19 protein-coding genes and 1 tRNA gene are annotated in these 26,045 nt (G+C 45.9%); 10 read left to right on the top strand and 10 right to left on the bottom strand.

The window, feature by feature from the left end; genetic code table 11:
- Genes ABDW16_RS24060 through ABDW16_RS24070 form a run of 3 tightly spaced genes read right to left on the bottom strand, consistent with a single transcriptional unit; the run spans position 1 to position 5,920 of the window.
- Entirely contained in the window at positions 1-1,569 is a 1,569-nt protein-coding gene (locus ABDW16_RS24060) for a carbohydrate-binding protein (protein WP_343673306.1), read from the bottom strand.
- A complete protein-coding gene (locus ABDW16_RS24065; protein ID WP_343673307.1) occupies positions 1,566-3,071 on the bottom strand; it encodes a RagB/SusD family nutrient uptake outer membrane protein in 1,506 nt (501 codons plus the stop codon). Before ABDW16_RS24065 ends, ABDW16_RS24060 begins: the two co-directional genes overlap by 4 nt.
- The gene (locus tag ABDW16_RS24070; RefSeq protein ID WP_343673308.1) at positions 3,071-5,920 is read right to left on the bottom strand and encodes a SusC/RagA family TonB-linked outer membrane protein; all 2,850 of its coding nucleotides are present in this window, start codon (positions 5,918-5,920) and stop codon (positions 3,071-3,073) included. Before ABDW16_RS24070 ends, ABDW16_RS24065 begins: the two co-directional genes overlap by 1 nt.
- A 597-nt stretch (positions 5,921-6,517) precedes the next feature.
- On the opposite strand from ABDW16_RS24070, the gene ABDW16_RS24075 reads away from it, so the two are divergent.
- Positions 6,518-7,993, top strand: coding sequence for a hypothetical protein (locus ABDW16_RS24075; RefSeq protein ID WP_343673309.1), 1,476 nt, complete (start codon positions 6,518-6,520; stop codon positions 7,991-7,993).
- Here ABDW16_RS24075 and ABDW16_RS24080 read toward each other — a convergent pair.
- A complete protein-coding gene (locus tag ABDW16_RS24080) occupies positions 7,990-8,271 on the bottom strand; it encodes a hypothetical protein (RefSeq protein ID WP_343673310.1) in 282 nt (93 codons plus the stop codon). The two genes, ABDW16_RS24075 and ABDW16_RS24080, sit on opposite strands and share 4 nt — an antisense overlap.
- Before the next feature lie 77 nt (positions 8,272-8,348).
- On the opposite strand from ABDW16_RS24080, the gene ABDW16_RS24085 reads away from it, so the two are divergent.
- Positions 8,349-9,812 (top strand): hypothetical protein, encoded by a 1,464-nt coding sequence (locus ABDW16_RS24085; protein WP_343673311.1) that lies wholly within the window; start codon positions 8,349-8,351, stop codon positions 9,810-9,812.
- Here ABDW16_RS24085 and ABDW16_RS24090 read toward each other — a convergent pair.
- From ABDW16_RS24090 to ABDW16_RS24100, 3 genes are read right to left on the bottom strand one after another with little or no spacing between them, the layout of a single operon-like run.
- On the bottom strand, positions 9,809-11,410 hold the full coding sequence (locus tag ABDW16_RS24090; protein WP_343673312.1) for an MFS transporter: 1,602 nt from the start codon (positions 11,408-11,410) through the stop codon (positions 9,809-9,811). The two genes, ABDW16_RS24085 and ABDW16_RS24090, sit on opposite strands and share 4 nt — an antisense overlap.
- On the bottom strand, positions 11,407-12,459 hold the full coding sequence (locus ABDW16_RS24095; protein WP_343673313.1) for an HlyD family secretion protein: 1,053 nt from the start codon (positions 12,457-12,459) through the stop codon (positions 11,407-11,409). The genes ABDW16_RS24090 and ABDW16_RS24095 overlap by 4 nt, the downstream gene beginning before the upstream one ends.
- A gap of 2 nt (positions 12,460-12,461) precedes the next feature.
- The gene (locus ABDW16_RS24100) at positions 12,462-13,799 is read right to left on the bottom strand and encodes a TolC family protein (protein WP_343673314.1); all 1,338 of its coding nucleotides are present in this window, start codon (positions 13,797-13,799) and stop codon (positions 12,462-12,464) included.
- A gap of 84 nt (positions 13,800-13,883) precedes the next feature.
- Here ABDW16_RS24100 and ABDW16_RS24105 point away from each other — a divergent pair, with 84 nt between their 5' ends.
- The 8 genes from ABDW16_RS24105 to ABDW16_RS24140 all read left to right on the top strand — a co-directional run bounded on the left by ABDW16_RS24105 (position 13,884) and on the right by ABDW16_RS24140 (position 23,531).
- Positions 13,884-14,681, top strand: a complete 798-nt coding sequence (locus ABDW16_RS24105; protein WP_343673315.1) for an AraC family transcriptional regulator — start codon at positions 13,884-13,886, stop codon at positions 14,679-14,681.
- Between the two features lie 95 nt (positions 14,682-14,776).
- A complete protein-coding gene (locus ABDW16_RS24110; RefSeq protein WP_343673316.1) occupies positions 14,777-15,367 on the top strand; it encodes a TetR family transcriptional regulator in 591 nt (196 codons plus the stop codon).
- Between the two features lie 66 nt (positions 15,368-15,433).
- Complete coding sequence (locus ABDW16_RS24115; RefSeq protein ID WP_343673317.1) at positions 15,434-16,585, top strand: efflux RND transporter periplasmic adaptor subunit; 1,152 nt, start codon at positions 15,434-15,436, stop codon at positions 16,583-16,585.
- Between the two features lie 21 nt (positions 16,586-16,606).
- Positions 16,607-19,762: an efflux RND transporter permease subunit gene (locus tag ABDW16_RS24120; RefSeq protein ID WP_343673318.1), complete on the top strand. Its 3,156-nt coding sequence runs from the start codon at positions 16,607-16,609 to the stop codon at positions 19,760-19,762.
- Positions 19,749-21,146 (top strand): efflux transporter outer membrane subunit, encoded by a 1,398-nt coding sequence (locus tag ABDW16_RS24125; RefSeq protein ID WP_343673319.1) that lies wholly within the window; start codon positions 19,749-19,751, stop codon positions 21,144-21,146. The genes ABDW16_RS24120 and ABDW16_RS24125 overlap by 14 nt, the downstream gene beginning before the upstream one ends.
- Positions 21,147-21,216: 70 nt before the next feature.
- Positions 21,217-21,597 carry a hypothetical protein gene (locus tag ABDW16_RS24130; RefSeq protein ID WP_343673321.1) on the top strand — a complete coding sequence of 127 codons (381 nt, stop codon included), beginning with the start codon at positions 21,217-21,219 and terminating at the stop codon, positions 21,595-21,597.
- Between the two features lie 142 nt (positions 21,598-21,739).
- A complete protein-coding gene (locus ABDW16_RS24135) occupies positions 21,740-23,302 on the top strand; it encodes a S8 family peptidase (RefSeq protein WP_343673323.1) in 1,563 nt (520 codons plus the stop codon).
- A gap of 158 nt (positions 23,303-23,460) precedes the next feature.
- A tRNA-Gln gene (locus tag ABDW16_RS24140) sits at positions 23,461-23,531 on the top strand.
- A gap of 383 nt (positions 23,532-23,914) precedes the next feature.
- On the opposite strand, the gene ABDW16_RS24145 is transcribed toward ABDW16_RS24140, so the two are convergent.
- The 3 genes from ABDW16_RS24145 to ABDW16_RS24155 all read right to left on the bottom strand — a co-directional run.
- On the bottom strand, positions 23,915-24,676 hold the full coding sequence (locus tag ABDW16_RS24145; protein ID WP_343673325.1) for an isocitrate lyase/phosphoenolpyruvate mutase family protein: 762 nt from the start codon (positions 24,674-24,676) through the stop codon (positions 23,915-23,917).
- Between the two features lie 61 nt (positions 24,677-24,737).
- The gene (locus tag ABDW16_RS24150; protein ID WP_343673327.1) at positions 24,738-25,511 is read right to left on the bottom strand and encodes a helix-turn-helix transcriptional regulator; all 774 of its coding nucleotides are present in this window, start codon (positions 25,509-25,511) and stop codon (positions 24,738-24,740) included.
- Positions 25,512-25,691: 180 nt separating this feature from the next.
- A partial coding sequence (locus ABDW16_RS24155) for a hypothetical protein (RefSeq protein WP_343673328.1) occupies positions 25,692-26,045 on the bottom strand: 354 nt, incomplete at its 5' end.

Raw genomic sequence — 26,045 nt, forward strand, 5'->3', positions numbered from 1 at the left:
TTAATTCAAGGGTCTGAAAGTGACGGACTTTACATCGTAACCGCCGGTTTCCTCATAGAAGCGCATCACGTGGACGCCTTTGGTGAGATAGACGGTGGCTGTGGCATTCTGGCGTTTGTGATAGTCAGTCGTATTGGGCACAGTTACAGGACCCGTTACATCCACACCATCAAATTCTATGTGGAACCTGCTACCGTTGTTAGGACTACCTACTAACGTAGATGCCACGTAGTAGCCGGTTTGCTTTACATCTACCGTATAGTTCATCCATTCGCCCGTGTCTGTCCAGCCTACCTGGTAACCGCCACCTTCATTTTTGGAATAGTCGATGTCCACACCTTCATTGGGTCTGTATTTTCCCCCTGAGTTCCCGGTATTCACATCGTGGTAGCCTACACCTTCGCCTCCCGGGTCATAGTCTTCCAGCGTAATTACACCGGGAATGGGGAAAGGACGGCCTTCGGGCAGCAGTTTTATAAAGCGTAAGTCATAGATGGCAAAGTCAAAGTAGAGGCGCAACAGGTGCTTACCCGCTTTCAATTGCACGCCGCTGACATAGATGTCGGTATATGTGCTGTAGCCTCCGGTAGACTTTGTCGTCATCGCACTACCTGGCACTGTGATACCATCGAGTAACAGGTGCAGTTTTCCGTTGTCATTAGAAGTGCCATAGCGCAGTTGCATTTTATAACTGCCGGTTTCTGTCACATCTACACTGTAGTCGATCCATTCATCAGTTTCTGTCCAGCCTATTTTGAAACCACCTTCATCAGCGGTAGCGATATCTACATTTTCAGCAGGACGATATTGGCCTCCTCTGTTGTCGATAGAGAAATCGAGATAAGCGACTTTGTTACCACCACGATTGTATTGCTCCAGGGCAATGACACCGGGAATAAAGAATGGGTAATCATTCCATGGAGTAGAAGTAGTGGGGTTCATACGACCAATGAATTCATCGAAGCCGAACTGGTGGTCCTTTTCCAATATATTCACCAGGCCATTGCTGGTCTTAATATCAATGGATACCGTACTTGCATTGGACCAGCGATCGGTATAGATCACACCTTTGGTATCGCTGTAGGTAATAATGCCCGGGCCACCGTTTACGTGTCCTTCCGCATCTGTACGGCTGAATTTTCCATGCATGGGGTACCCATAGCGAATAGCAGGCAGTTCCAGGCCATCCTGCAATTGCATTCTGCCTGCAGATACAGTATCCCTTACGATGTAGCGGCATACCAGTGTATCCAGCTGCTCCTGGGGCAATGAACTGATGTACATAGGGCTGCGACCCTGAATGGTACGCAGGGTATTCATATTTTCAATGGCCTGCTTAAAGCTGGCATCCGATGGTGCGAACACGGTATAGGTACCCGATTTAATACTATCCGTTAACCCTACGCGGTCTACTGCCAGCAAAAAAGAATCGTATTGCTGCTGGCTATGCAAAAAGTCGTAAGTGTTGCCGTCATATTCCTTCAGCTCATTGGTATAATCATAATATCCTTTATCCTTTTTACAGGCAGCGAAGGCGAGCAGCAGAAAAAACAAAGTGTATTTACTCATTGCCAGTAAGGATTTTGTGTGATCAAAGGATTTTGTGTAATGACTTCGTCGGCTACCGGCCAGTAGATACCGCCACTGTTAATGAGCGCCATAAATGCGGGATCATTTTGTTTGATTTTGTTGTAACGAATCAGGTCAAACCAGCGCCAGCCTTCGCCCATCAGTTCTTTTCGTCTTTCCCTGAAGATGGCGTCGATCAGGTCACCTTCGGTGGCCGCATCGTAACGTTTTATTCTTCGCAGATCGCGGATGGTGTTCAACAGGTCAATCGCCTTTTGCTGCTGGCCAATAACGGCCTGCGCTTCTGCCTGCAGCAGTGTGATATTTTCAAGACGGGTAATGATGATGGTGCTGGAAAATATCCTGAAAGAAGGATCAGAAGTATTACCATCCTGTATCACCTTTACTTTGTTGAAGATGGGTATCTGGGTATTGAAGCTGGTAAAGTAGCGTTCAGAAGTGGGTACACCTGTCAGGGTATCCAGGCTGAAACGCTCATCCAGTGGTTTGTCGAATATGGAAACGATCGTATCCTTGGGTATATAGATATCAGGCAATGCCTTGTCTACAACAGGTTTGGCGAGTGTGAGCTCTTCCAGGTGACCGGAAAAAGTAGCATCTACATGGCCCCAGTCGAAATTGAAGCCGAGAATGTGGTTGTCCTGTTTCCAGTGGAAGAACCCAGTGCCTCTTACCAGTTCGTCAGTGCCTACATAATAGCTACCGCCTTTGGAATAGTTGTCCAGTACAAACTGTCCGTACACGGTGGCATCCACATATTTTCCCTGGTAGGCGGCTACATGAGCGAGGATGGCGTAGGCAGTGAGTTTACGGGCCAATACGCCTGCCCAGCGGGTGCTGGTTTCATTGTAATATTGCCCCAGTTGCTGCGGATCGTCTACGCTGTATTTATAAGGAAGGTCGGGAGCTGCTTCCAGCAGTTCCTTTTCTACAAAAGCCAGTACAGTCGCCTTGTCATCTCGTGCTTTATTTTCAAATTCACCATCGTGAGAGGATGTAATTAATGGCACATCGCCCCAGACAGATACGAGAAAGAAATAAGTATATGCCCGCATAAAGCGCATCTGTGCGATATCCACTCTCATATTCTGATCGGAATACTTGGGATCACGTTCCTTCACTTCTGCCACGTGCTCCATGAACATATTGGCGGCATTGATCACAGCATAGAACCGGCGCCAGTTAGACAGTGTTTGCAATAAAGGATAAGCAGCCCTGAGGTTGCCTTTGACAATTGCTTTCAGGTCTTGCCGCTGTACGGACTGGAAGTCGCCCATGCGCAGTTCTCCATACATCCACCAGGCATCATTATCTGCCATGGCGGCGCGGAGTAAACCGTAAACACCGATGAGGGCCGTGCGGGTATCTTCGTGGGAGTTCCAGAAGTTTTCTTCCGAAACCGCATGCGTGGATTCTATATCCAGTAGTTTTTTACAACTGACACTACAGAACAGGAGCAACAGTATAAGTAGTCGTTTCATTACAAATCCATTTTTATGCCGATGGTGTAGGTTTTAGAGAAGGGAAGAGAGTAGCCGGTATCAAAGCCGCTGTAGTCTACCAGTTCAGGGTCTCCACCTGTATAAGGGGTGAGGGTGAACAGGTTGCTGGCAGTTGCGTACACGGCAAGGTGATGAATCGGGCTTTTTTTGCGCCACCACCTGGCGGTTGTTACATCGTAGGTGAGCGACAATGTGCGTAGTTTCAGGAAGGCACCGTTTTCAAGGAAGAGGTCCTGGTCTGTGCGATAAGGGTCTACCGTACTCCATGGATTATAACGTGGATATTTATCATAGTCGCCGGCTTTGGCCCAGAAGGTGATTTCCTTTACGGCGCTCATGTCTATCTTTCCCTCCCTGTTCACGAAGTCAAAGTGATTCGCCATTTCAGCGTTCATGACTTTTCTGAAAGCAGTGAAGTAGAAGTTGACACCGAGGGTAAAACCTTTCCAGCTGATATCGTTGGTGAAGCCACCGGAAACGACAGGGAGTACATGCCCTTTCAGCACCTTGTCTTTATCGTCGATGATGCCATCGTCATTCTGATCTTTCCATTTAGGATCGCCTGCCTGCAGGGGAATGCCTTTATAGTTCAGTGTTTTGCCGGTAGCATGGTTGGCAGGGATGTCGGTTTCCCTGTTGTAGATGCCGTTATTTTCCAGTACCCAGAACTGGTCGATGCTGCTACCTACTTTCAGCAGGCGGGTACCATCGGCTACCACGAGTTGCTGCAGGCCACCGGGCAATGCCATAAGGGTATTGCGGTTGTAATTCAGGTTGATGCCTGGTTGCCAGGTGATATCTTTTGTTGCTAAGATGGCATTGGCGCTCAGGTCTACGCCCATGTTGCGGACTTTCATACCATTTTTAAACTGGTAGGCATAGCCATATTCAGCAGAGAAAGGTACTTCCAGCAGCATGTTGTGATCCATTTTGTGGTACACATCGATGGCGAGGTTGACCCTGTCGTGCAGTAAAGTAGTGTTCCAGCCAATATCCAGCTGGTCGGTGAATGGCCAGCGAATGCCATAACCGATATAGCCGGAAGAATAGGCGCGGCTGATGCCCGGAAACCCATTGTATGAAAAGCGAACAGGGTTATTGCTGAATGAAAGGTCGGAGGTATACTGTGGCCCTTCACCAAAGCGGTCATCCGGCATCAACCGGCCTACCCTTCCCCAGCTGGCGTGAAGCCTGGATGTGGTACGCAGTTGCCATCCGGCGGTAAAGGTGGGTGAATAGAACCACCAGTTGTCCGGTTGTGCACTGGAAGAGCCATCGGCTCTCATCATGAGGGAAAAGTCAAAACGGTTGTTGTATTGATAAGCCATGCGGCCATAAAATGACAGCAGGCGATGTCTTTGCTTGTCCAGGAAAGTGAACATCAGTGCATGGTTGAATGACTTGGGCGACAGGTAATTGTCTTTTGTATTATCGGAATTCAGGAGGTTTACCCGGATCAGGTCATTGGGCCCTTTGTAGGCGTAAGCGTAGTTGTAGCGGTTAAAGTCTGCCTGGAAATTCTCACCTGCTTCTACCTTCACGCCGTGTTTGCCCCACTGGTGTTGAAACTGAAGTACGTTATTCACAAACACACGTTGATTGTACCCAAAGTAGTTGGAGAGATAATTCACCGTTTCCAGCAGGGTGCTGGGATAGAATACATCGCGCAGGCCTTCGTTGTAGTCAAATCCTGAGAGGGAGGTAAACTGCCAGCTGTCAGAGATTTTGAGGTTGATGGAGAAGTACCCGTTTACTTCGTTGGTCTTATTATCATCGAATGATTTGTCCCATTCTTTCAGGTATTGTGCATAATATGTTTTATTGGGGGGGAGCGGGTTGCTCAGGTCCGGCAGGTATTGCATTTCGGCAAAGCGGTCGCGGAGCCAGCGGTTACGTCTCCTTTCCAGCCGGGTGGCGCTGAGCATAGCGCTTACGGTAAAGCCTTTGAGCGGCACCATGTTGATTTTAAACATGGCATTGTAGCGATCTGCCTTTGTATGATCAGCGGCATTGGCAGAACGCTGATTGCCGGCGGCAAAGAGGAAGTTCGCCCTGTCGGTACCGCTTGAAAGGCTGGCACTGATGCCGTATACAGGTGTATTTTTAAAATAGAGATCTGTCCAGTTAGCGGGCCCGTAATAGGCATTATTAGTCGAATCCCGGAGGTATAACGGATAGGTCTGTGCATCGGTCTCAGTTGCATATTTATCGTAAAATACCTGCCTGAAATCGTTTTCAAATTTGGCATTGGTGGTATAAAGGTGTGGGCGCTGCACCATACCAAACCAGGTATTGAAACTTATCTTTCTTTTACCAACTACGGGGTCCTTCGTATGCACAAGAATCACCCCGCCATTTGCGGCACGTGGCCCGTAAATGCCTGCCTGGCCGAAGTCTTTGAGCACTTCAATACTCTTTATATTATTCGGATCAATGGCTGCAAATACATTGCTGGCCGGGCCTAAATGATTGTACTGGAACTCCTGTATATCGAAAGTAAAAGGATGATCACTGATAAGAGGAATACCATCAAGGACGATGGTAGGCTGTGCTTCGTAGTTATTGCGTGCACTGATATAAGGCACAGCAGCACCACGCAGCACAATACTGTTCACCGATGCCGGTTCGGCAGATGGTTCCTGGATATAAACACCGGCAGCATTGCCTTTGAGCAACTGTTGCAGGCTGTGATAAGGGTAAAGAACTTCTCTTTCCATGCGCATACTGTCGGCGCTGAGCGGCAGAGAATCCTTCCGGGATGACTGTGCGTGTACGTTATGGCCATACAATACCAGGCACGTGATGATGATCCGTACAGATAGATGCATATAAGAATATGTTTAAAGAAGATGTAATCGATTACACCTGGCGCTAAATGTTTGTATTGTACGTGGAGTATAATAGGGTGAACAACACGAACCTGACCCGTGAATACAAAAACGTGGAAAAAATTGTAAAACGATTTAGCGTTTTAGTTTAAATACATTTTTAAAGGTTATTTAGGTTTGCTGAATTGGACTTATGATTCGGCTACAGTTTAATGTTTTTAGATTAAGGTTGAAATACAAACGCTCATAGTACTTAACGGGAACACTGAATAACAGCTCAAATATAGTTAGCTGTATGATAAAAAATATACCATTTTTCGGGGTGTTCAGACATTCCCAAAATCGTTTTTCGTGGCTCTTACCAGGTTATATCTATTTGGTACTCAGTATCAAATTATGTTTTGCATGTATACAATACCGACAATGCCATGTGAAAGTAGGCTGCATTATTCCTGCCTTAGGAAATTCTGACTTACTTTGTCGCCGACATCAACCTTGATCACGTTAATGGTGCTGTAGAGACAAATCATCTACCCTCTTATATATCACGTTGAGTAACCGTTAAAAGTGCCCTGAACATTTAAAACAACTTGAACTATGGCTAAAGCTGATATGCTTGGCAGGCTTGTTAGTACACTTACCAAAGCGGAAAAAAGGTATTTCCGTTTATATTCATCCATGCAACAGGGGAACAAAGACTATGTCAACCTGTTTGACCTGCTGGACAGACATTCTTTTTCCGGCCCTGCAGCGGCAAAAGCTGCCTTTCAGCAACAATATGCAGGTAGTAGTTATGAAGTATCGGGTAAGTACCTGTATAAGGTGTTACTGGATTGTCTACTCCACATGCGGTTACAGAGAGAACCACAGATTGCCGGCCTGCTCAAGGCTGAGATATTGGTAGAAAGATCCTTGTATGAAGATGCATTGAAGCAATTACAGAAAACGACTGAACAGGCAGACATGAAAGCACAATGGATATTATCACTATGGAGCCGGCAGCAGGAAATGCAGTTAATGCAGTTATTGAATTTTCCTGAGATCAGTGAAATGGAACTAAAGGAAAAACAGGCCGGGATTTCTACTACTATCAAACAGTTGAACAACTACCAGGAACAACAGGCATTGTATGAACAACTACGCTATCAATGGCTATACAGCGGTCCTGCACGTACGCCGGCAGAGCGGCAGGCGCTGGATGAAATGGCGGCCAGAGAAGCATTGGTGAATACAGATCAGAAATTGCACCTGCTCTTTCAGGCACATTATTTTTTGCTGGCAGGAGAGTTTTCTACTGCACTGCAATACTTTTATGAATCAGCACCTTTGTATGAAGCACCGGGAGATCAGCTGATGGTAATAGAAGGAATTTTGTATAGCCTGCGGGCGGCCAGGAGGTATAAAGAGCTGTCATTATTTTTGGACAAAGTATTACGCTTTAAAGCTACTTCTAGTTATTTCAGTGTGATGATTGTACGGCTGTTATTCCTTTACTCACCGGCTATACACATTGATAGTGGAGAGTTTGATCGCGCATTGGTTTTGCAGCAGGAGTTACTGCCTTCTTTACATTTACAGTTGTTAACACTTGTACAGCGTGCAGAGATTTATTTATCGCGGACGCTTGTATACCTGGGTAGTGGTGATATCAACAATGCGCATAATGCACTGGACCAGGTATTGCAGCAAAGTAGTTTATACAGCACACTCCCCCTCTACCGAACTTTTAGGTTGGTACACCTGCTCATTCAATATGAGCTGGGCAACTATGAATACATTCGTTATGAAACACGCGCTTTCAGGCGATATCTGCGGCCGGATAATAAACGTGCGTTTTTATTAGAACGTACGATGATTAAGTTTTTAAGTGCCGGAGAGTTATCCCCGGTGATGGCGCATAGGATTACTTTATGGAAAAAGCTGCAGGTGGTGTTTCAGCAGATCAGGCAGGATCCTTATGAAAAACACCAGCTACAGCTTTTTGATTTTTCGGCGTGGACAGAATCGAGGATTCTGAGAAAGCCATTAAAGGAGATATTGAAAGAAAAATTTGAACGGGAGGCCGGCGGTTAGCGCCAATGGCCTTTCTTCCAGGAATGGCCTCTCGGACCGCTGTTCCAGTGCCCGGGTACGTAAACACGATTGGGGCGCGGGCGTACATAGTGCGGCTGTACATAGTAATAGTTACCGCTACGCCATCTGTATTCACCTCCAATCCAGACTGCTCCGGGATAAGGAGGTGCCGGCTGTACGATTACCGGTGGTGGGGCAGGGCGCTCGGCTACGTAGTAGTCCGAAGCGCAACTATTTAGCAGTAATATGCCGAGGGAGAGGATGATTATCTGTTTCATAGTTTTTCGAATTTTTGTTAACTTTAGCTCAATCCCCATTAACCAGGCTCAAATTTGTAAATACTACAACTGATTCTATGGGAACATCTCTACCTTTCCTTCCTTTCATATTCAAGAATAATACCAACAGGTTGTATCTGGCGATTGCCTTTATTGTTGGGCTCATTCAGCTGATGGTATTTAAACACTTTTATCCCTACCCTGATTTCATTTCTGACTCCTATAGTTATATCGATACCAACCTCTACCACATGAATGTCAATTTATGGCCGGTTGGGTATTCCAGGTTTCTGGCGTTTATTCATCTCTTTACATCCTCTCACATAGGGTTGGTGTATATCCAGTATTTCATACTGGTCGTCACATTACTATATTTCTTTTTCACTATACGTTACCTGTATCTTCTTTCAATTCGTTATACCATAGCCCTGTTCATTTTTCTTTTCCTTAATCCCATATTCCTCGTATTGGCAAATTGTATACTCAGTGATGCTATTTTTTGCGCTATCAGCCTGGTATTGTTTACACAATACTTATGGATGTTTCATCGGCCACGAACTGGCAATATAATTTTTCAGGCAGTATTGATTGCGATTGCGTTTTCCATTCGTTATACAGCCATCTATTATCCATTGCTGACAGTGATCGCAATCATGCTCTCAGATTATAAATGGTCTTTGAAACTGGTAGCAGTCATATTACCCTGGGTATTGATTATTCCATTCATTATTTATACGCAACAGGAAACAAAAAAATTAACAGGAACAGCAGAATTCTCTGTATTCGGAGGATGGCAATTGGCTAATAATGCACTGTATATGTATGGGCACATCAATGTGGATAGCACAGAATTACCTCCACGTACCCGGACGCTCGACAGTGTGACAAAAGCATTTTGGCAGGCCAAAGCGCTCACTGAAGCCGATCTCGCTGCTGTGCCAGGCACCTTCTTTATTAAAGTGCCTCAGGCTATTTTAAAACCTTATATGTACAGCCATGGAAGGGCTAACCTAACCGGGGCTCCGGGTTGGTTCCAGGCATGGGGATCTGTATCGCCTGTTTACAATGCTTATGGGAAATGGTTGATTACGCATTATCCACTGGCCTTTTCCCGCTATTATTTGTGGCCTAATGTGAAGAACTACTTCAATCCTTATCTCGAGAAATTTGGATCTTATAATATTGGTAAACTTGATGTATGGAAACCAGCAGTCACCTGGTTCAATTTAAAAAGCAATAAAGTATCCCTGATACCTCATATTAATTTTCAGGGCCGGATCTTCCGGCCCTATCCCCTCTTTTTCATGGGGTTGAATATTTATTTTGCCATCTGTGCATTTTTCTTCCTGGCAGACCGCAAAATAAAAGAGAAACATGTAACCTTCAGAATTGCTATTTTATTGACCATTGCATTCCTGGTTATCAACTTCGGTTTTAGTGTATTTGCGACACCGGTAGTGTTGCGATACCAGGTCTTGCCCATGATCATCTTACTGACGTTTTCATTATTGCTTACAGAAAAACAATTCTCCTCTACCTAATAAGCCGCCGGCGCCGGTTGGTTCCTCCTTAAATCTATCACCGTCTTATTCAAATACGGCACCCACGCTATCAACAATATCACCCCAATAATCAATATACTGATCAGATAGTAATAATCCATCGAAAACCTGATCTGCGCCTGTACATCCGCAGACCTGTACAACAACCCTGTAGCTGCTTTCGCCGCCCTGTCTGCAGGCATGCCCTTCGTCATTAATCCAGCCTTATATATCCCTAATTTGGAATTCACCAAGGGATCCAATGTAGTCAGCTTATCCAGGAATCGATTATAATGCCTGCTCTTATCATACAACTGGAAATAATTGATCAACGCTATACTGCCACAAAAACCAGTAAAACGGAACAATACCCCCGTAGCCGATGCCGTACTCCCCAAATGAGCCGGCACTGATGAAATACAAAAGATAATAATCGGCGCCATCAGCATACCCGCACCCATCCCTTGTATTATCAACGGGGTAATGAATGTATCTGCATCCGCCATTGTTGCAAACAGGAAGTTCATCCACAGGTGAAACACCAGCAATAAACTAAAGCCAATCAGCCATATCCACCTCATCTTCACATACGTGGTAATCATACGTGAACTCACCAGTACACCCAAAAAAATCCCCGCCACATTCGCCAACAGGATGTAAGACAGATGTATAGGGTCCATACCCAATACGCCCGTAAAGTAGTTGTTCGTAATATTCAAAGCCCCCCTGCAGATGTACAATACAAAGATCAACACCATCCCCACCATATAGTTCCGGTTCTTAAACACCTCCAGACTAAGATAAGGCCGTTTCAGATACTGCTGCCTGATCACATGCAACACGCCCAATACCACTACCCCAATCGCCGCCCACAAAATTCTGCTATCACTAAACCAATAATATTGCTGCCCGTACAACAACACATATCCCAATAAACTCAATCCCGTCGTATATATCACAAAACTCGCCCAATCCAGCTGGTACAACGGAAACCGCTTATTCAACCGCACTGGGTTCATCATGATAAACAGCAATAAGGTACCAGGAATATATGTAAAGATCATCCACTTGTACAGCACATTATAATCAAACGCATCTAGCAATGGTGCTGTGATCAGCGTGCTGACTGCTGTAATACACAACAGGTTCATATAAAAAAGTGAATACCCGATCTCCCTTTGGCGATTGCTCCGCAGCCGGCTAAAGATCAATGTAATACATACAGAAGATGATATACAGTTCGCCATGCCCTGAATGAAACGCAGGCTCAGTAAGATATACAGGTTATGCGTTTTGTAACAGCCGTATGAGGTCAGAATCTGTATCACCGCTCCCATCAACAGGTATTCCTTCGTGGCAATGTATTGAAAGAATCGTCTCTCCAATGCAAAGAACCCTGCCAGTGAAGCATAGAACAATACCATGGAATACTGTACATCCGACGGCTCTATACCATAATAGCCCGCAGAACCAGGTCCACTGGATACAGAGATACCGAACATCAGCAGGTTTGGCAACAGGTTCAGAAATATCACAAACCTGATAAACCATTCCGAAGCCGTAGCCCATGGTTTGAATATCGTCAGTTTTTTTGTCATTGTGCTTTTGCAATCTTCACAGTTGCATTCATACCTGCGCGAAGTAATAAATCAGCACCTGCTTTGTCAGTCAATTTGATGCGTACTGGTATACGTTGTACAATCTTTACAAAATTACCTGTTGAGTTATCCGGGGGTAACAATGAAAAACGGGAACCAGTAGCAGGAGATAAAGATTCTACCTGACCATTAAATATCTTTCCGGGGTAAGCATCTATTTCAATCTTCGCGGCCTGCCCTGCGCGCATATGGCGCACCTGCGTTTCCTTAAAGTTGGCCACAATCCATTTACCGGCAGTCTGGTTCACAATGAATGCCAGTGTCTGTCCGGCCTGTACCAGCTGTCCTTCTTCGATGGTACGACGGCCCATTTTGCCATCGTATGGGGCTTTTATCACAGTATAGGATACATCCAGTGTATTTCTGCCCAACATGGCTTCTCTACGCGCTATTTCGGCCATCAGCGCCTGCTTCTGTGCTTTGATATCTCCTACCTTCGATTCAGCAGCCGCATAGTTGTTCAACGCTGCCTGGTAATCTGCCTTCGCTACATCCAGTGCTGTCTGCACATTTTCCAGCTGCTGTTTGGTAGCCGATTCCACATCATATAGTTTTTGATAACGGTCCATTTCCTGCTGTTGCTTCCACAACTTCGCTTTTGCAGCCGCAATCTGGGCCTGTGTGACCGTCGCTGTTTTCGCCGTTGTAGAGATCCCTGATTCCAGTACCTGTATTTGTGCCTTCGCATTCATCAGGGCAGCATTCGCTTCCTGCTGCTGTAATTTATATTCACTGTCGTCAATCAGGAGCAGGGTATCTCCTTTTCTCACATCCTGGTTTTCTTCGTAGTTGATCTTTGTAACATATCCCACTACCCGGTTTGTGATAGGGTTGATATATTCTTCTACCTGGGCATCATTCGTCTCTTCAAACTTATATAGGGTCATGAGCGTGATGATGCCCCATATCGCCAATCCCACTAAAATTAAACCGGCTACCCATCCGGTGATAGTAGTTATCACCTTATCGGTCTTTGCATAATTTGCCATAATTATAAATTGCCTATTACTTTTTGTAACTGATAGTATTGTACGCGTGCTGCGATCTTAGCTGAAACGAGGTCAAAACGAGTCTGGAGCATCTGTGTGTCGGCATCCAGCAGGTCGGTCACGAGGGATAACTGGTTAAAATAGGTGTTGTTTACAATCCTTGCGTTTTCCGTTGCCTGCCTGATATTGGTCTCTGCCACATCTATTCTCGTCAGCGCTTCCTGGTAACGGAGGTAAGCTTCTTTTACCTGTTGTCTGATTACATCACTGGTTTCTTCGTGCGCTATTTCTTCTCTTTTTAATTCAAGGACAGCTGCCTTTTCTTTGTGCCTGTTATGATAGAAGGAGGAAACAGGAAGGCTTGCTTTTACACCATACATTCCTAATCCATAGGCCGCATTTGCATAAGGGTAGAACTGTATCTGCGGATAAGCGAAATTGTATTCTGCAAACAGTCCTACCTTTGGCGAGACGTTTGCCTTTACGCTTTTCAGCGTCAGCTCTTTCAGTACTGATTCCCCTTCTGAAATTTTCAACTGGAACGCATGTGTGGCCGCTATATCCAGGTATTCTTCATAAGATCCCGGTATTGCATTGCCATCAGTAAGCATACTATCCGCATCTATGCGCTCATTTTCATTGTCACCAATCAGGATAGCAAGCCGCTGACAGGCAATTGCAATATCATTGTCAATCTGCACCATCCCCATCTGCTGCCGGGACAATCTCAACTGTGCTCTCAACACATCACTCTTCAGTACAACACCATTCTTTTGTAGTTCCTGGATGTGGGCCAACTGTTTCTGCTGGTCTTCTATATCCTTTGCTATTAATTCTTTGAACCGGCAGCTGCGCACCAGATCCAGGTAACATACCGCCGCACTGAATTTGACTTCAGACAGCGTCAGATTCTCTTGTTCTTTCGTTATAGCATGTTCCGTTTGTTCTTTTTGAATTTCAAGGTTGGTCTTATTTCCATTGTATATATTGAAATAAGCATCGCCCCCTACCTTGTAGTAGTTGTGTAACACCGGGTATTGCGTAGGTGTATGAAAATATCCATCTTCATACATAGGCATATTCGTTACCCTTGCATAAGCTCCACTTACATCAATCTCCGGCAGTCTTTCAGCCTTTGCATTTTTCAGGGATTCTTCACTGGTTTGTACACGGATACGAGCCATCTGAACCTTTTTGTTGTTCTGTGCTGCTTTATCCCATACCTGTTCAAGTGTTAAATGTATTGGGGCGGAAGTATCGGAAGGTGTTTGTGCTACTGCACACATCGAAAAAATTACAGCTGGCAGTAATGCACGTACCCTTTTGGTATTCGATCGCATAATCATTATTCTGCATGCAAAGTTAGTACTATGGGAAACGCGCCATTTTATCTAACTTGCCAATTATTTATCCAAACGCGCCACATGTTCCTCGAAGAATATTTAGCAGACATTGACACAATTCCCGATTCGGTATTTGTAATGACTGATAAAGTAGAACGCAAATGGCCCATGCATGCTCATCAGAAAGGGCAGCTGACCTATGTGGAAGGCGGTATCGCTTATTGTAACCTGCCGGACAGATCATTTGTTATCCCCGCGCGCCATTATATATGGATACCCAAGCACCAGGAACACTACATTCAGGTCCGGCACTCCAGGTTCACAGCTACCCGCAACATATATTTTTATAATTCAGATGACCAGCAATCCCCCTTTTATAATAAGATGGGCATTTATCCTGTAAATGAGCTGCTGTTGCAGATGATCAACTATACCGCCCGCTGGAAAGGACATATCCGTGCCGGTGAACCCGGCTTCCGGTTCCTGGCCTCCCTGAAAGATATATTGCCCGAAGTGAGTACGACTATCCTGCCTGTAGCCCTGCCTACCACCACGCATGAACGCCTGGCCCCCATCCTTCAATTCATCGGCCGTCATTTTGACCAGGAAATAACACTCGATTCTCTTAGCAATGAATTTGATATAAGTCCCCGTACACTTTCCCGACTATTTCATAATATACTGGATATGTCCTTTGTGCAATACCTGAAAATGCTGCGGGTAGTAAAAGGAATAGAGATGATATTGCAAACAAACCAGACCCTGAGCGAGATTGCTTACCAAACGGGATATAGTAATATAGCTGCTTTCAGTAAGGTATTTTACCAGGTGACGAACAAAAGGCCCAGTGCTTTTCAACAGGAAGTGATGTCCGTATAAATTTCCGTTTACATCTCAGAAAATCGCCAATTTGGCGCGTTGTCCCCAATTCCTTTTCCACCTACCCTTACTTTTGTTTGACAATTTTGTTAAACATGGCGGCAAAAGATAAAAAAACAGAGCAGCATATCATTGATACTGCTATGTGTGTCTTCTTCACAGAAGGCCGCCTGCACGCCACTACACAGGATATTGCCGATGCTGCGGGTGTGAACCGGACCCTGATACATTATTATTTCAGATCCAGGGACCTGCTGTTTGACGCAGTATTTGAAAAAGCCAGGCTGGAATCTATCAGGGAATCCCAATCTGTGCTGAGTGCAGCACTTCCCTTCAGGAACAAGATAGAACAGTTTATAGACGTATTTCTGAAGCGGCTACAAACCTATCCATACCTGGAGATCTCCATGACTACCAGCATGTACAACGGCCATCACTTCAGGAACGACCTGGAGCCGGAAGTGTTTATGAAACACTTCTTAAATGAAGTACAGCAGGAAATGGATAAAGGAACCATCCAGCGTTCCAATCCTGTGCACTTTATTATGAACCTGTTTTCGCTTGTGGTTTATCCATTTATCGTGAAACCCCTTAATCAGCATTTGTTTGGACTGAATGAACAGGAATATGAAAAGATTGTTAAAGAAAGGAAAACAGTGATACTGGATATGCTCTTTAACAAGTAGTCAGCAAGCTATTTACCCCTTATGATCAGCTGAACTTTTTAGTCATGTACATAATATAAAACTTATATGTCAAAGATGTATTTACCAGTCGCCGGCGCAGCACTTCTACTGCTGTCCTGTGGCAATAACAAAAAGGGGACTCCGGGCCAGGCCAACGCGGCAAAAGACTATGCAGTCATTTCGTTAACCCCCATCAAAGCCACAATACACTATGACTTTCCTGCTACCATCCAGGGGCAGCAGGTCATAGAGATCCGGCCTAAAGTAGATGGATATGTAAAAGAGATTTATGTAAACGAAGGTGCCAACGTGAAGAAAGGACAATTGCTGTTTACCATCAACAACCCGCAGTACGAACAGGATGTGGTAACTGCCAGAGCCGCTATCAAAAGCGCTGTTGCCGATGTGAATGCAGCGCAGATGGATGTGAATAAAGTACGACCGCTGGTAGAAAAAGATATTGTGAGCAAGTACCAGCTGGAATCTGCACAGTACACACTGGAAGCCAAACAGGCAGCACTGGCACAGGCACAGGCCACACTGGCCAATGCCGAAACCAACCTGGGGTACACTATCATCAAAGCGCCTGCTGATGGCGTAATTGGTACCATCCCTTACAAGATTGGCGCCCTGGTAAGCAGCACCAGCACCGAAGCACTGACCACCCTTTCTAACATAGGTAACGTATACGCCTATTTCTCCCTGAACGAAAAACAGCTGCTGGACTTTTCTGAAGAAGTACCCGGCAATACGCTCGAAGAAAAAGTAAAACACCTGCCCGAAGTAACAATGGTGCTTGCCAATGGCAGCGAATATTCCCTGAAAGGTAAAATTGAAACTGCCAGTGGATTAATCGCTACTTCTACCGGTACCGTTCAGTTCAAAGCAACCTTCCCGAACCCGATGGGCATCATTAAAAGTGGTGCCAGCGCAATCATCAGAGTTCCAAGATCTGAAGATTCTGCCCTGGTTATTCCCCAGGGAGCTACATACGAACTACAGGACAAACGCTTTGCATATATCGTGACCAAGGATAACTATACTATCAGTCAGGCCATCACGACTACCGCCAATGACAACGGGCAGTTCTTCATTGTGAAGAGTGGATTAAAACCCGGCGATAAAGTTGTGTTGGAAGGCGCCAGCACCCTGCGCGACAGTACGCTGATCAAACCACGCGCTGTCAATGCCGACAGCCTTTACCAGAAGATTGACTAGCCCATTATTAAAAAAGGAATTATGCTTAAGACATTCATAGAACGTCCTGTACTCAGTACGGTGATCTCGGTGATCATTGTCATACTGGGTATCCTGGGACTCGTATCGCTGCCCATAGCGCAATACCCGGACATCGCCCCTCCTACGGTGCAGGTATCTGCCAGCTACACCGGGGCCAATGCCGACGTGGTACTGAAGAGTGTAATCGTGCCGCTGGAAGAACAGATCAATGGTGTGGAAGGGATGACCTACATGACCAGTACCGCTACCAACGACGGCTCCGCTACAATCAGTGTTTATTTCGAAGTAGGCCGTGACCCTGACATGGCAGCTGTAGACGTACAGAACCGTGTATCTACCGCTTCCAGCCTGCTACCTGCCGAAGTAACACAGGCGGGTGTAACCGTAAAAAAACAACAGAGCAGTAACCTGCTCATCACCGCTATCTATAGCGAGAACCCCGCTTATGATCAGACCTTCCTGCAAAACTATGCAGAAATCAACCTGATCCCTGCCCTGAAAAGGGTAAACGGGGTAGGTAATGCAAGTGCCTTCGGTAGCATGAACTACTCCATGCGTATCTGGCTCAAACCAGATGCGATGTCTGTATATGGCCTGGTACCTTCTGATGTAACAGCCGCCCTCAGCGATCAGAACATCGAAGCCGCCCCAGGTAAATTTGGGGAGCAGGGTAACCAAAGCTTCCAATACGTAATCCGCTATTCCGGTAAGCTGAAAAGTATCAATGAATTTGGTAACATCATCATCAAATCGACCGGCAACGGACAATTCCTGCGTCTGAAAGACATTGCCCGTATTGAACTGGGTGCACAGTCTTACAACAGTATGGCTACTGTAAATGGGTATCCGGCTACCAACATATCCATCAACCAGACAGCGGGTTCCAACGCCAGCCAGGTGATCGACGACTGTAAAAAAATCATTGCAGAAGCTCAAAAGAACTTCCCGAAAGGATTGCATACCACCAACCTGGTGGACATCAACAGATTCCTGGATGCCAGTATCGAAAAGGTAATTCATACCCTGCTCGAAGCCTTCGTCCTCGTATTTATCGTGGTGTTCATCTTCCTGCAGGACCTCAGGTCTACCCTCATCCCTGCTATCTCTGTACCGGTTGCGATCATTGGTACTTTCTTCTTCCTGAACCTGTTTGGTTTCAGTATCAACCTGTTAACTTTGTTCGCATTGGTACTGGCCATTGGTATTGTGGTGGATGATGCCATCGTCGTCGTCGAGGCGGTACACGCCAAACTGGATACGGGGTATAAGTCATCGCGCAAAGCGTCGATCGATGCGATGAATGAGATCTCAGGGGCGATCGTTTCCATTACCCTCGTAATGGCAGCGGTATTCGTACCGGTAACATTCATCAGCGGCTCTACAGGTGTATTCTATAAGCAATTTGGTATTACCCTGGCAATCGCCATCATCCTCTCTGCGGTGAACGCATTGACGCTGAGCCCTGCGCTGGCAGCTCTCTTTCTGAGATCACATGCAGATGAACATAAGAAGAAGAATGTAATGGAGCGGTTTTATACTTCCTTTAATACCGCTTTCGAAACCGTTACCAATAAATATACCCGCTCTGTTACCTTCCTGTCTAAAAGGATCTGGCTGGTACTGCTGGGTGTTGCCCTCTTCGGTGGCAGCCTGTATTACCTTATGACATCCACTTCCAGCAGCTTTGTGCCGGACGAGGACATGGGTACTATATTCGTGAACGTGAGTATGCCTGCTGCTACTTCTATGGAACGTACCACCGTCGTTGCCAATCAGCTGGACAGCATAGCCCGTACTATTCCAGCTGTGAACAATTCACTGCGCATGGTGGGTCAGAACATCCTGGCTGGTAGTGGTAGCTCATATGCCATGATCATCCTGGAACTGAAAAACTGGAAAGATCGTACCATGAGCAATACGGATGTAATTGGCGCCATTATGCAAAAGTCATCGTATATCAGAGGCGCACAGATCCTTCCGATCTCCCTGCCTACCATCACCGGTTTCGGTGTGGCCGGTGGTTTCTCCTTCCAGTTGCAGGATAAAGGTGGGCATACCACCGACGAGTTTTACAAGGTAGCACAGAACTTCCTCGCTGAACTGGGCAAACGTCCTGAAATACAATATGCTTCTACCACCTTCAACCCTAACTTTCCCCAGTTCCTGATGGAAGTAAACGTGGCCAAAGTGAAAGAAGCCGGCCTTACGGTGGATAACATCATGAATGCAATGCAGGTGTACTATGGTGGTTATTACGCATCCAACTTCAACCTGTTTGGTAAGCAATACCGTGTAATGATCCAGGCAGATACCGCCTACAGGGCAAATATTGAAGGACTGAACAAGATCTATGTGAAGACGTCCGATTCCAATATGGCACCTATCACCGAATTTGTAACACTGACCAGGGTATATGGCCCGGAAAGCATTGCGCGTTTCAACCTGTTCACCTCCATGTCAGTAAGTGGTGCGCCCAATAATGGTTATAGCTCCGGTCAGGCACTGCAGGCGATTGAAGAAGTGGCGAAAGAAAAACTGCCACCGGGTTATGGTTATGAATTCTCCGGTATCAGCCGTGAGGAACAAAGCAGTGGTACCCAATCGATATATGTGTTCATTCTCTGCCTGGTATTCGTATACTTCCTGTTGAGTGCACAGTACGAAAGTTATCTGTTGCCATTCGCAGTACTGCTGTCACTGCCGGTAGGGTTGACAGGTACCTTCCTCTTTGCCCGCATTTTTGGTATTGACAATAATATCTATCTCCAGATTTCGCTGATCATGCTCATTGGTCTGCTGGCAAAGAATGCCATCCTGATCGTAGAGTATGCGGTGGAAAGACGGCGACGTGGTATGACGATACGAGACTCGGCGGTAGAAGGTGCAAAAGCCCGTCTCCGGCCTATCCTCATGACATCCTTTGCCTTCATCTTTGGCCTGATGCCCCTGATGTTCGCCACCGGCGCCGGTGCGAATGGTAACCGCTCCATTGGTACAGCGGCTGTAGGCGGGATGCTCTTTGGGACTGTGATCGGCGTATTCATGATTCCTGTATTATTCATCATCTTCCAAACCTTACAGGAAAAGGTAAGCACCAAAAGACACGAAGAAGAGGACGATACTGACACTAAAAGCGTAACACATGAAATCCAGTAATAAACAAGCACTGTTGGTTATACTCGCTGCTGCTACCTTTGCTGTTTCGTGCAGGGTCACAAAGCCCTACAAGCAGCCGGAGAATGTGGCAGACAGTAAGTTGTACCGCGACAGTACAACTACCGATACCACAACCATGGCCAACCTGCCATGGACTCAGTTATTCACCGATCCCCACCTGCAGGCCCTGATCAGGGAAGGCATAGAAAATAACCTGGACCTGAAGGTTGCCACTGCCCGCATCAAAGCGGCAGCGGCCAATCTGCGCCAGAGTAAACTGGCTTTTCTGCCAACGGTGGATGCAACTGCTTCTGTAACCCAGCAAAAGGTAGCTGCCTCTCAGGGTGGTAACTTTATCACCGCTAACCGCACTTACGAGTTGTATGCGTCTGCCAGCTGGGAAGCAGATATATGGGGAAAACTGCGCAGCACCAAGCGGGCTTACCTGGCCTCCTTTCTGCAAAGTGAAGCTTACCGCAGGGCCGTACTGACCCAGCTGATTGCCAACATTGCCACCAATTACTATGCACTGCTGGCATATGACGAACAATTGCGCATCACCCGTCAGACCGTGGAAAACCGTAAGGCAGATGTGGAGACCATGAAAACACTGAAGGAAAGTGATGTGGTAACCGGGGCTGATGTAGTACAGAGTGAAGCCAACCGCTACTCCGCAGAAGTGACAATTCCGGATTTGTTGCAAAACATCCGGGAAACAGAAAACGCTATCAGCGTATACCTGGGGCGCTCACCCGGCGCTATCGAAAGAGGTACCCTGGCGGAACAATCGGTAAATGCGGATCTGAAAACAGGGGTACCGGCCCAGTTATTGGCCAATCGCCCGGATGTACAGGAAGCTGAATACCAGCTCCGTTATTACTACGAGTTGACCAATGTGGCCAGAACCTACTTCTACCCCAGCCTGTCTATTACAGCTACGGGAGGTTTGAATGGCACCACCCTGAATAACTACTTCGATGCTTCTCACTTATTCGGGAGCATTGTAGGGAGCCTGACCCAGCCTATCTTCCAGCAGGGGCAGAACAAGCAACGGTTACGGGTGGCGGAAGCTAACCAGGAAGAGTACCTGGCTACCTACAAGCAGACCCTGCTCACCGCCGGCCAGGAGGTGACCAACGCCCTGTTTGACTACAATGCCGCCGTAGATAAGGCCGCCATCAGGGGCCAGCAGATCACTTACCTGCAAAAAGCTGTGGACTATACGAAAGAGTTACTGAAGTACACCTCCAATACCAACTACACGGATGTACTGACATCAGAACAAAGCCTGCTCACCGCCCAGCTGAACAGTATCAGCGACAAACTGCAACAGCTGCAAGCCGTTGTGACGCTGTACCGAAGCCTTGGCGGGGGATGGAAATAAATGAAAGAAAGAGGTCCGCAATTGTGGACCTCTTTCTTTTTATACTATCTTGCGACATATTTTTTAATGTATGACAGCAAGTAGTGATCAAAGAACGGCGCTTTATTCAAGGATCTTTATTGCCATCTATACGATATTGATGACGCCCATTGGTGGCGCCATTCTTTTTTGCGTAAACCTCCGAAATACAGGCCGGTTAAAGAGCATTCCCTTTGTCATGCTGGGTGCTATGCTATTTGAATACTTCCATTTGCAGATGATTCTGCATAACAGGACCGGCAGAACTGACGTCATTTTTGTACCCTCCCTTATTTTTGCCCTTCTATTGAGCTTTCCGGTATGGCGCCTGCTATTAAGGGGCATCCCTCCATACAAATTATTACCTGCGTGGATACCGTTGATTATCATGGCTGTAGTGTGGCTGGCAGTGATTGCCTACTTTAATTTTTAACATTTTTAAAGGTTTATAATGGCTATTTTCGGCCTTTAAAGCCCCCTTGCGCTCAGACAACTTTAAAAACAAACAATAAAACCTACCCCGGGAGCACATATTTACTATTGAACTGCTACTGTGGAGTCAATGATCAAAACATATGAAGATTTTCAAAAACGCAGCCATTGCCGCAGCACTGTTATTGTCAGCCTCTTTGGTGCAAGCACAGGTGCCCAACTGGCAAAATATGGATCTGCAAAAAGATTCCGTTTTCGGTATCAGCATAGAGAAGGCATACAACGAACTGCTGAAAGACAAAAAATCTAAACCTGTAGTAGTAGCCATTATCGACAGCGGTGTAGATACCGCTCATGAAGACCTGAAATCTGCCCTCTGGGTGAACCTAAAGGAGAAAAGAGATAATGGTAAAGACGATGACAAGAATCACTATTCAGACGATATTAATGGCTGGGACTTCATCGGTTCTGCCAAAGGCAATGTAGATTATGACAACCTGGAGCTGACCCGCCTGGTACGTGCAGGTCAGGCCCGTTTTGCCAATCCATCTGCAGATACAACCGGTCTTGCCCAGTACAAGCAGCTGCGTGAAAAATATGAGCAGGAGCTGGATGATGCCAAAAAGACCCTGTACGGCGTGTCCCGCTTCAGGGGTATGCTGGACACTATGGTGGCCAAAATGAACAAGGAGAATCCTACTGCTGCTGATTTCCAGACATTTAATGCAGACAACCCGGTAGAAGCACAGATCAAGGACGTAGTGAGCCAGCAGCTACTGCGCTACAATGACTATAAAACCTTCAAAACCGCTGAACTGGATGGAGCATATAATCACTTCAAAGAGCAGGTGGATTACCAGCTGAACCTGGATTATGACAACCGCGCAATTGTAGGTGACAATTATGCAAACCCTGAAGAACACTATTATGGCAATAACGATGTAACCGGTCCCGATGCGGATCACGGTACCCACGTAGCGGGTATCATCGGTGCTGGCCGTAATAATAACCTGGGTATCAATGGCGTGGCTGACAATGTATTGCTCATGTCAGTTCGTGCTGTACCTAATGGTGATGAAAGAGATAAGGATGTGGCGAATGCACTGCGATATGCAGTAGACAATGGTGCTAAAGTGATCAATATGAGCTTTGGTAAACCTTACTCTCCTAATAAGAAAGTGGTAGACGATGCGGTGAAATATGCTATGTCTAAAGACGTGCTGCTGGTACATGCAGCAGGAAACGATGGTCAGAACACAGATTCTGTGGCGAACTATCCTAACCGTACTTACCTGGGCGGTGGTATTGCTGAGGCGTGGATTGAAGTAGGTGCTTCAGGTCCGGAGGATGATGAGAGTCTGCCAGCTTCTTTTTCTAACTATGGTAAGAATGCGGTAGATGTGTTTGCACCTGGTGTAGCGATTTATTCTTCAGTTCCCGGCTCTAAGTATGATTACCATGATGGTACCAGTATGGCGGCACCGGTAGTAACGGGTCTGGCTGCACTGATCCGTTCTTATTATCCTAAACTGACGGCGCTGCAGGTGAAAGAGATCATCTTAAAATCTGTAGTTAAAATTGAGCATCCTGTAACAATTGGTGATGAAGAAGGTCAGCCTAAGGAAGTGTCTATGAGTGACCTTTGTAAGACAGGTGGTGTGGTAAATGCTTATAAAGCATTGCAACTGGCGGCGACTTATAAATAATCTTTTTTTTATAGAAAGAAGGCCCCGCATGGTATGCGGGGCTTTTTTTTAAACAGATTAGGCTGGTGACTTGAAGCTTATCAGGAAATTTCTAAAATAAATTTTGCTTTTTATTTAATAATGTTATAATTTTGCCGTCCCGAACGACAAATAACTATTGCCTGATAGTATAACGGTAGTACGACAGACTCTGACTCTGTTTGTCTTGGTTCGAATCCAGGTCAGGCAACAAAAAAGCTACAATCGATGATTGTAGCTTTTTTTATTTTAGATAATACCCCATATTCTTCCTGCAAAATACGTAGCACCATCACGTGCACTAATCAGATCACGGAAAATGGCACGGAGCGCACGGCTCTGTATCTGGTTTCATAATCGCTACCTGTGCGCGTGACCAATCTAATACTCCAGTTCATTGCATCAGGTGCTGTGCGGTAATGGGCTTTGAGGAATCGTGAATGCCCCTCCATCAAAATCCCGTATGACTACATAACCACATTCCTGTGATACTCCTTTTTAATGAGAAGCCGCTACTTTCATGGTAGCGGCTTCTAATGTTCATGTGGGCTCTCCAACGCCCAAAAATTGCATGTAATTTGTTTTTATCAGGTTTTAAAATAGCGGCGAGAAATTATTGGCAGTCTTAATTGCCTCTGCCAATGGAACAATACCACTGTATAGCTTTCTGAAAAGAAATGCCCCCATACTTACCCGCTTTACACCCAGTCTTTCGAGCGTGGTGAAATCCGGCAAGGTCGGTGTGCTCATTAGTGTGACAGGCAATGTACTGTTGTTAACAGCAGCTGCAATATCATCCGGGTTTACAGCAAATGGTAAGAAGATACTGTCTGCACCGGTGTTTTCATATAGTTTTAACCGACGTAAAGTTTCCTCCTGCTTATTGGGCACATCTAATAAGTAAGTATCGCAACGTAGATTAAAAAACAATTCCTGGTTAGCGGCAGCCAGTTTGTTTTTTAAAAATGTAATTTTCTTTGCAAATACATCTGCATCCTGCAATGCCTTTCCCTGGGAGTCTTCTATGTTAATACCTGCTATACCGAGATCTACCAGCTTTTGTAAATTTTCGTATACCGCTTCCGGTGTATCGCCATACCCCTTTTCCAGATCTACTGATACAGGCACCTGTACAGCAGATTTGATACGACGTATGATCAACAGGTATTCTTCAAACGGTATCTGTTCCCCATCTTCATAACCGAGACTACCGGCAACAGCTGCACTGGTAGTAGCCACAGCGGGATATTGTGCTTCCTGGTATTGTAAGGCACTGGTAACATTCCATGCATTCGGCAATAAGAATAATCCGTCCTGATGATGTAGTTGCTTAAATTGTTGATACGGAGATGCCATATTTTAAAATTTATGTACAAATTTAGGTGCGAAAAGAAAAGGGAAATTGAATAATTCGGAACTATACTAATGCGGAAGGCGTACTGCCTGTAAAACTTTTAAACTCCCTGATAAAGTGTGACTGGTCTGCATATCCACATTCATACGCCACCGCTGTAAGTGACATTTCATTTGCAGTAACCAGCTGCAGGCTTTTTTGGAAACGGGTAATCTGACTGTATAATTTCGGGGTTAATCCTGTATGATGCACAAACAGCTGTTGCATATAACGGGCAGAAATACCATATCTGCCGGCTATTGTCTCCATGCTCAGGTAGGGTGTTTGCTGCAACTCATTCATCATATCGTATATCATCGCAATTTTCGGCAGTTTCTTTTCAGCTGTGGTTAGCTGTTGTATAAGAAATGCCTCCAGTAGTTCAATTCGTTGCTGCCAGTCAGGAGTGTTGAGTAACTGTGTATGCAGGGAACGGGTCACATTTCCCAATACGTCGGTGGCGTCAATGACCTGGTTATTAAACTGGTCTATCTTATCATGTAAAATAGCTACTGCCCCATGGGGATAAAACCGAACGCCCAACATGGTATTGCAGCCAATTGATCTGACGGGTAAGGGGGTTACAAGTTGTCCCCATAGTTCAACGGGTGGCGTCGTTACAAACTGATCACCGGGGCGGGTTTGCCAACTCCCACTGCCTAAATTGAAGATGACTTCGGTATTGCCACTGGGGAACACGAGGTCATCAAATGTCACGCTACTGACAGATTCATAAATGTAATAACACTTTACATATGCCTGTAAAGGCTTACCCGGTTTTAATTCACGGTAGGTCATGTGGTAATGATCTGCTTAAAGATACGAAAGCAGGACAAATGTACCCTGGCTGCAACCGGGAAAATTGTATAAATCGGAACTACTCACGCTATCAAAGACGATCTTTGAAGAAATCAATCTTAAAAGCAGCCTTAGTGTTGCTTTTAAAATTTAGCCCGCTCTCTTAGTAATGGTTGGAGTTTATTCCAATTTCACTTCCCTGACTGTTTCATTCCCGGGCAAATCTACTGCCACAATTATTACTTTGCCCCCCGGCGGCAGACTGGCCGCCTTATAATACCAATCCACTCCATTCCTGCCTAAAACAGCCTTACCTTTTTCCAATATGCTGCCGGCAGCATCCACCACCCGTACCTGCACTTCTGCTACCCTGAATTCATCTTTCGCAGTCACCACCACAGTCTCTTCTTCAAACTGAATATTCTGCACTTCAGGAGACCTGTAAGCATCCTTCACTGCCATATTATAAGCATTCTGCCCCGGCCCAGCCAGTGACTTATAATAAGCCTTCAGCTCCGGATCTTCCAGGATCAC

The sequence above is a fragment of the Chitinophaga sp. genome (genome assembly GCF_039596135.1).
Classification (GTDB): domain Bacteria; phylum Bacteroidota; class Bacteroidia; order Chitinophagales; family Chitinophagaceae; genus Chitinophaga.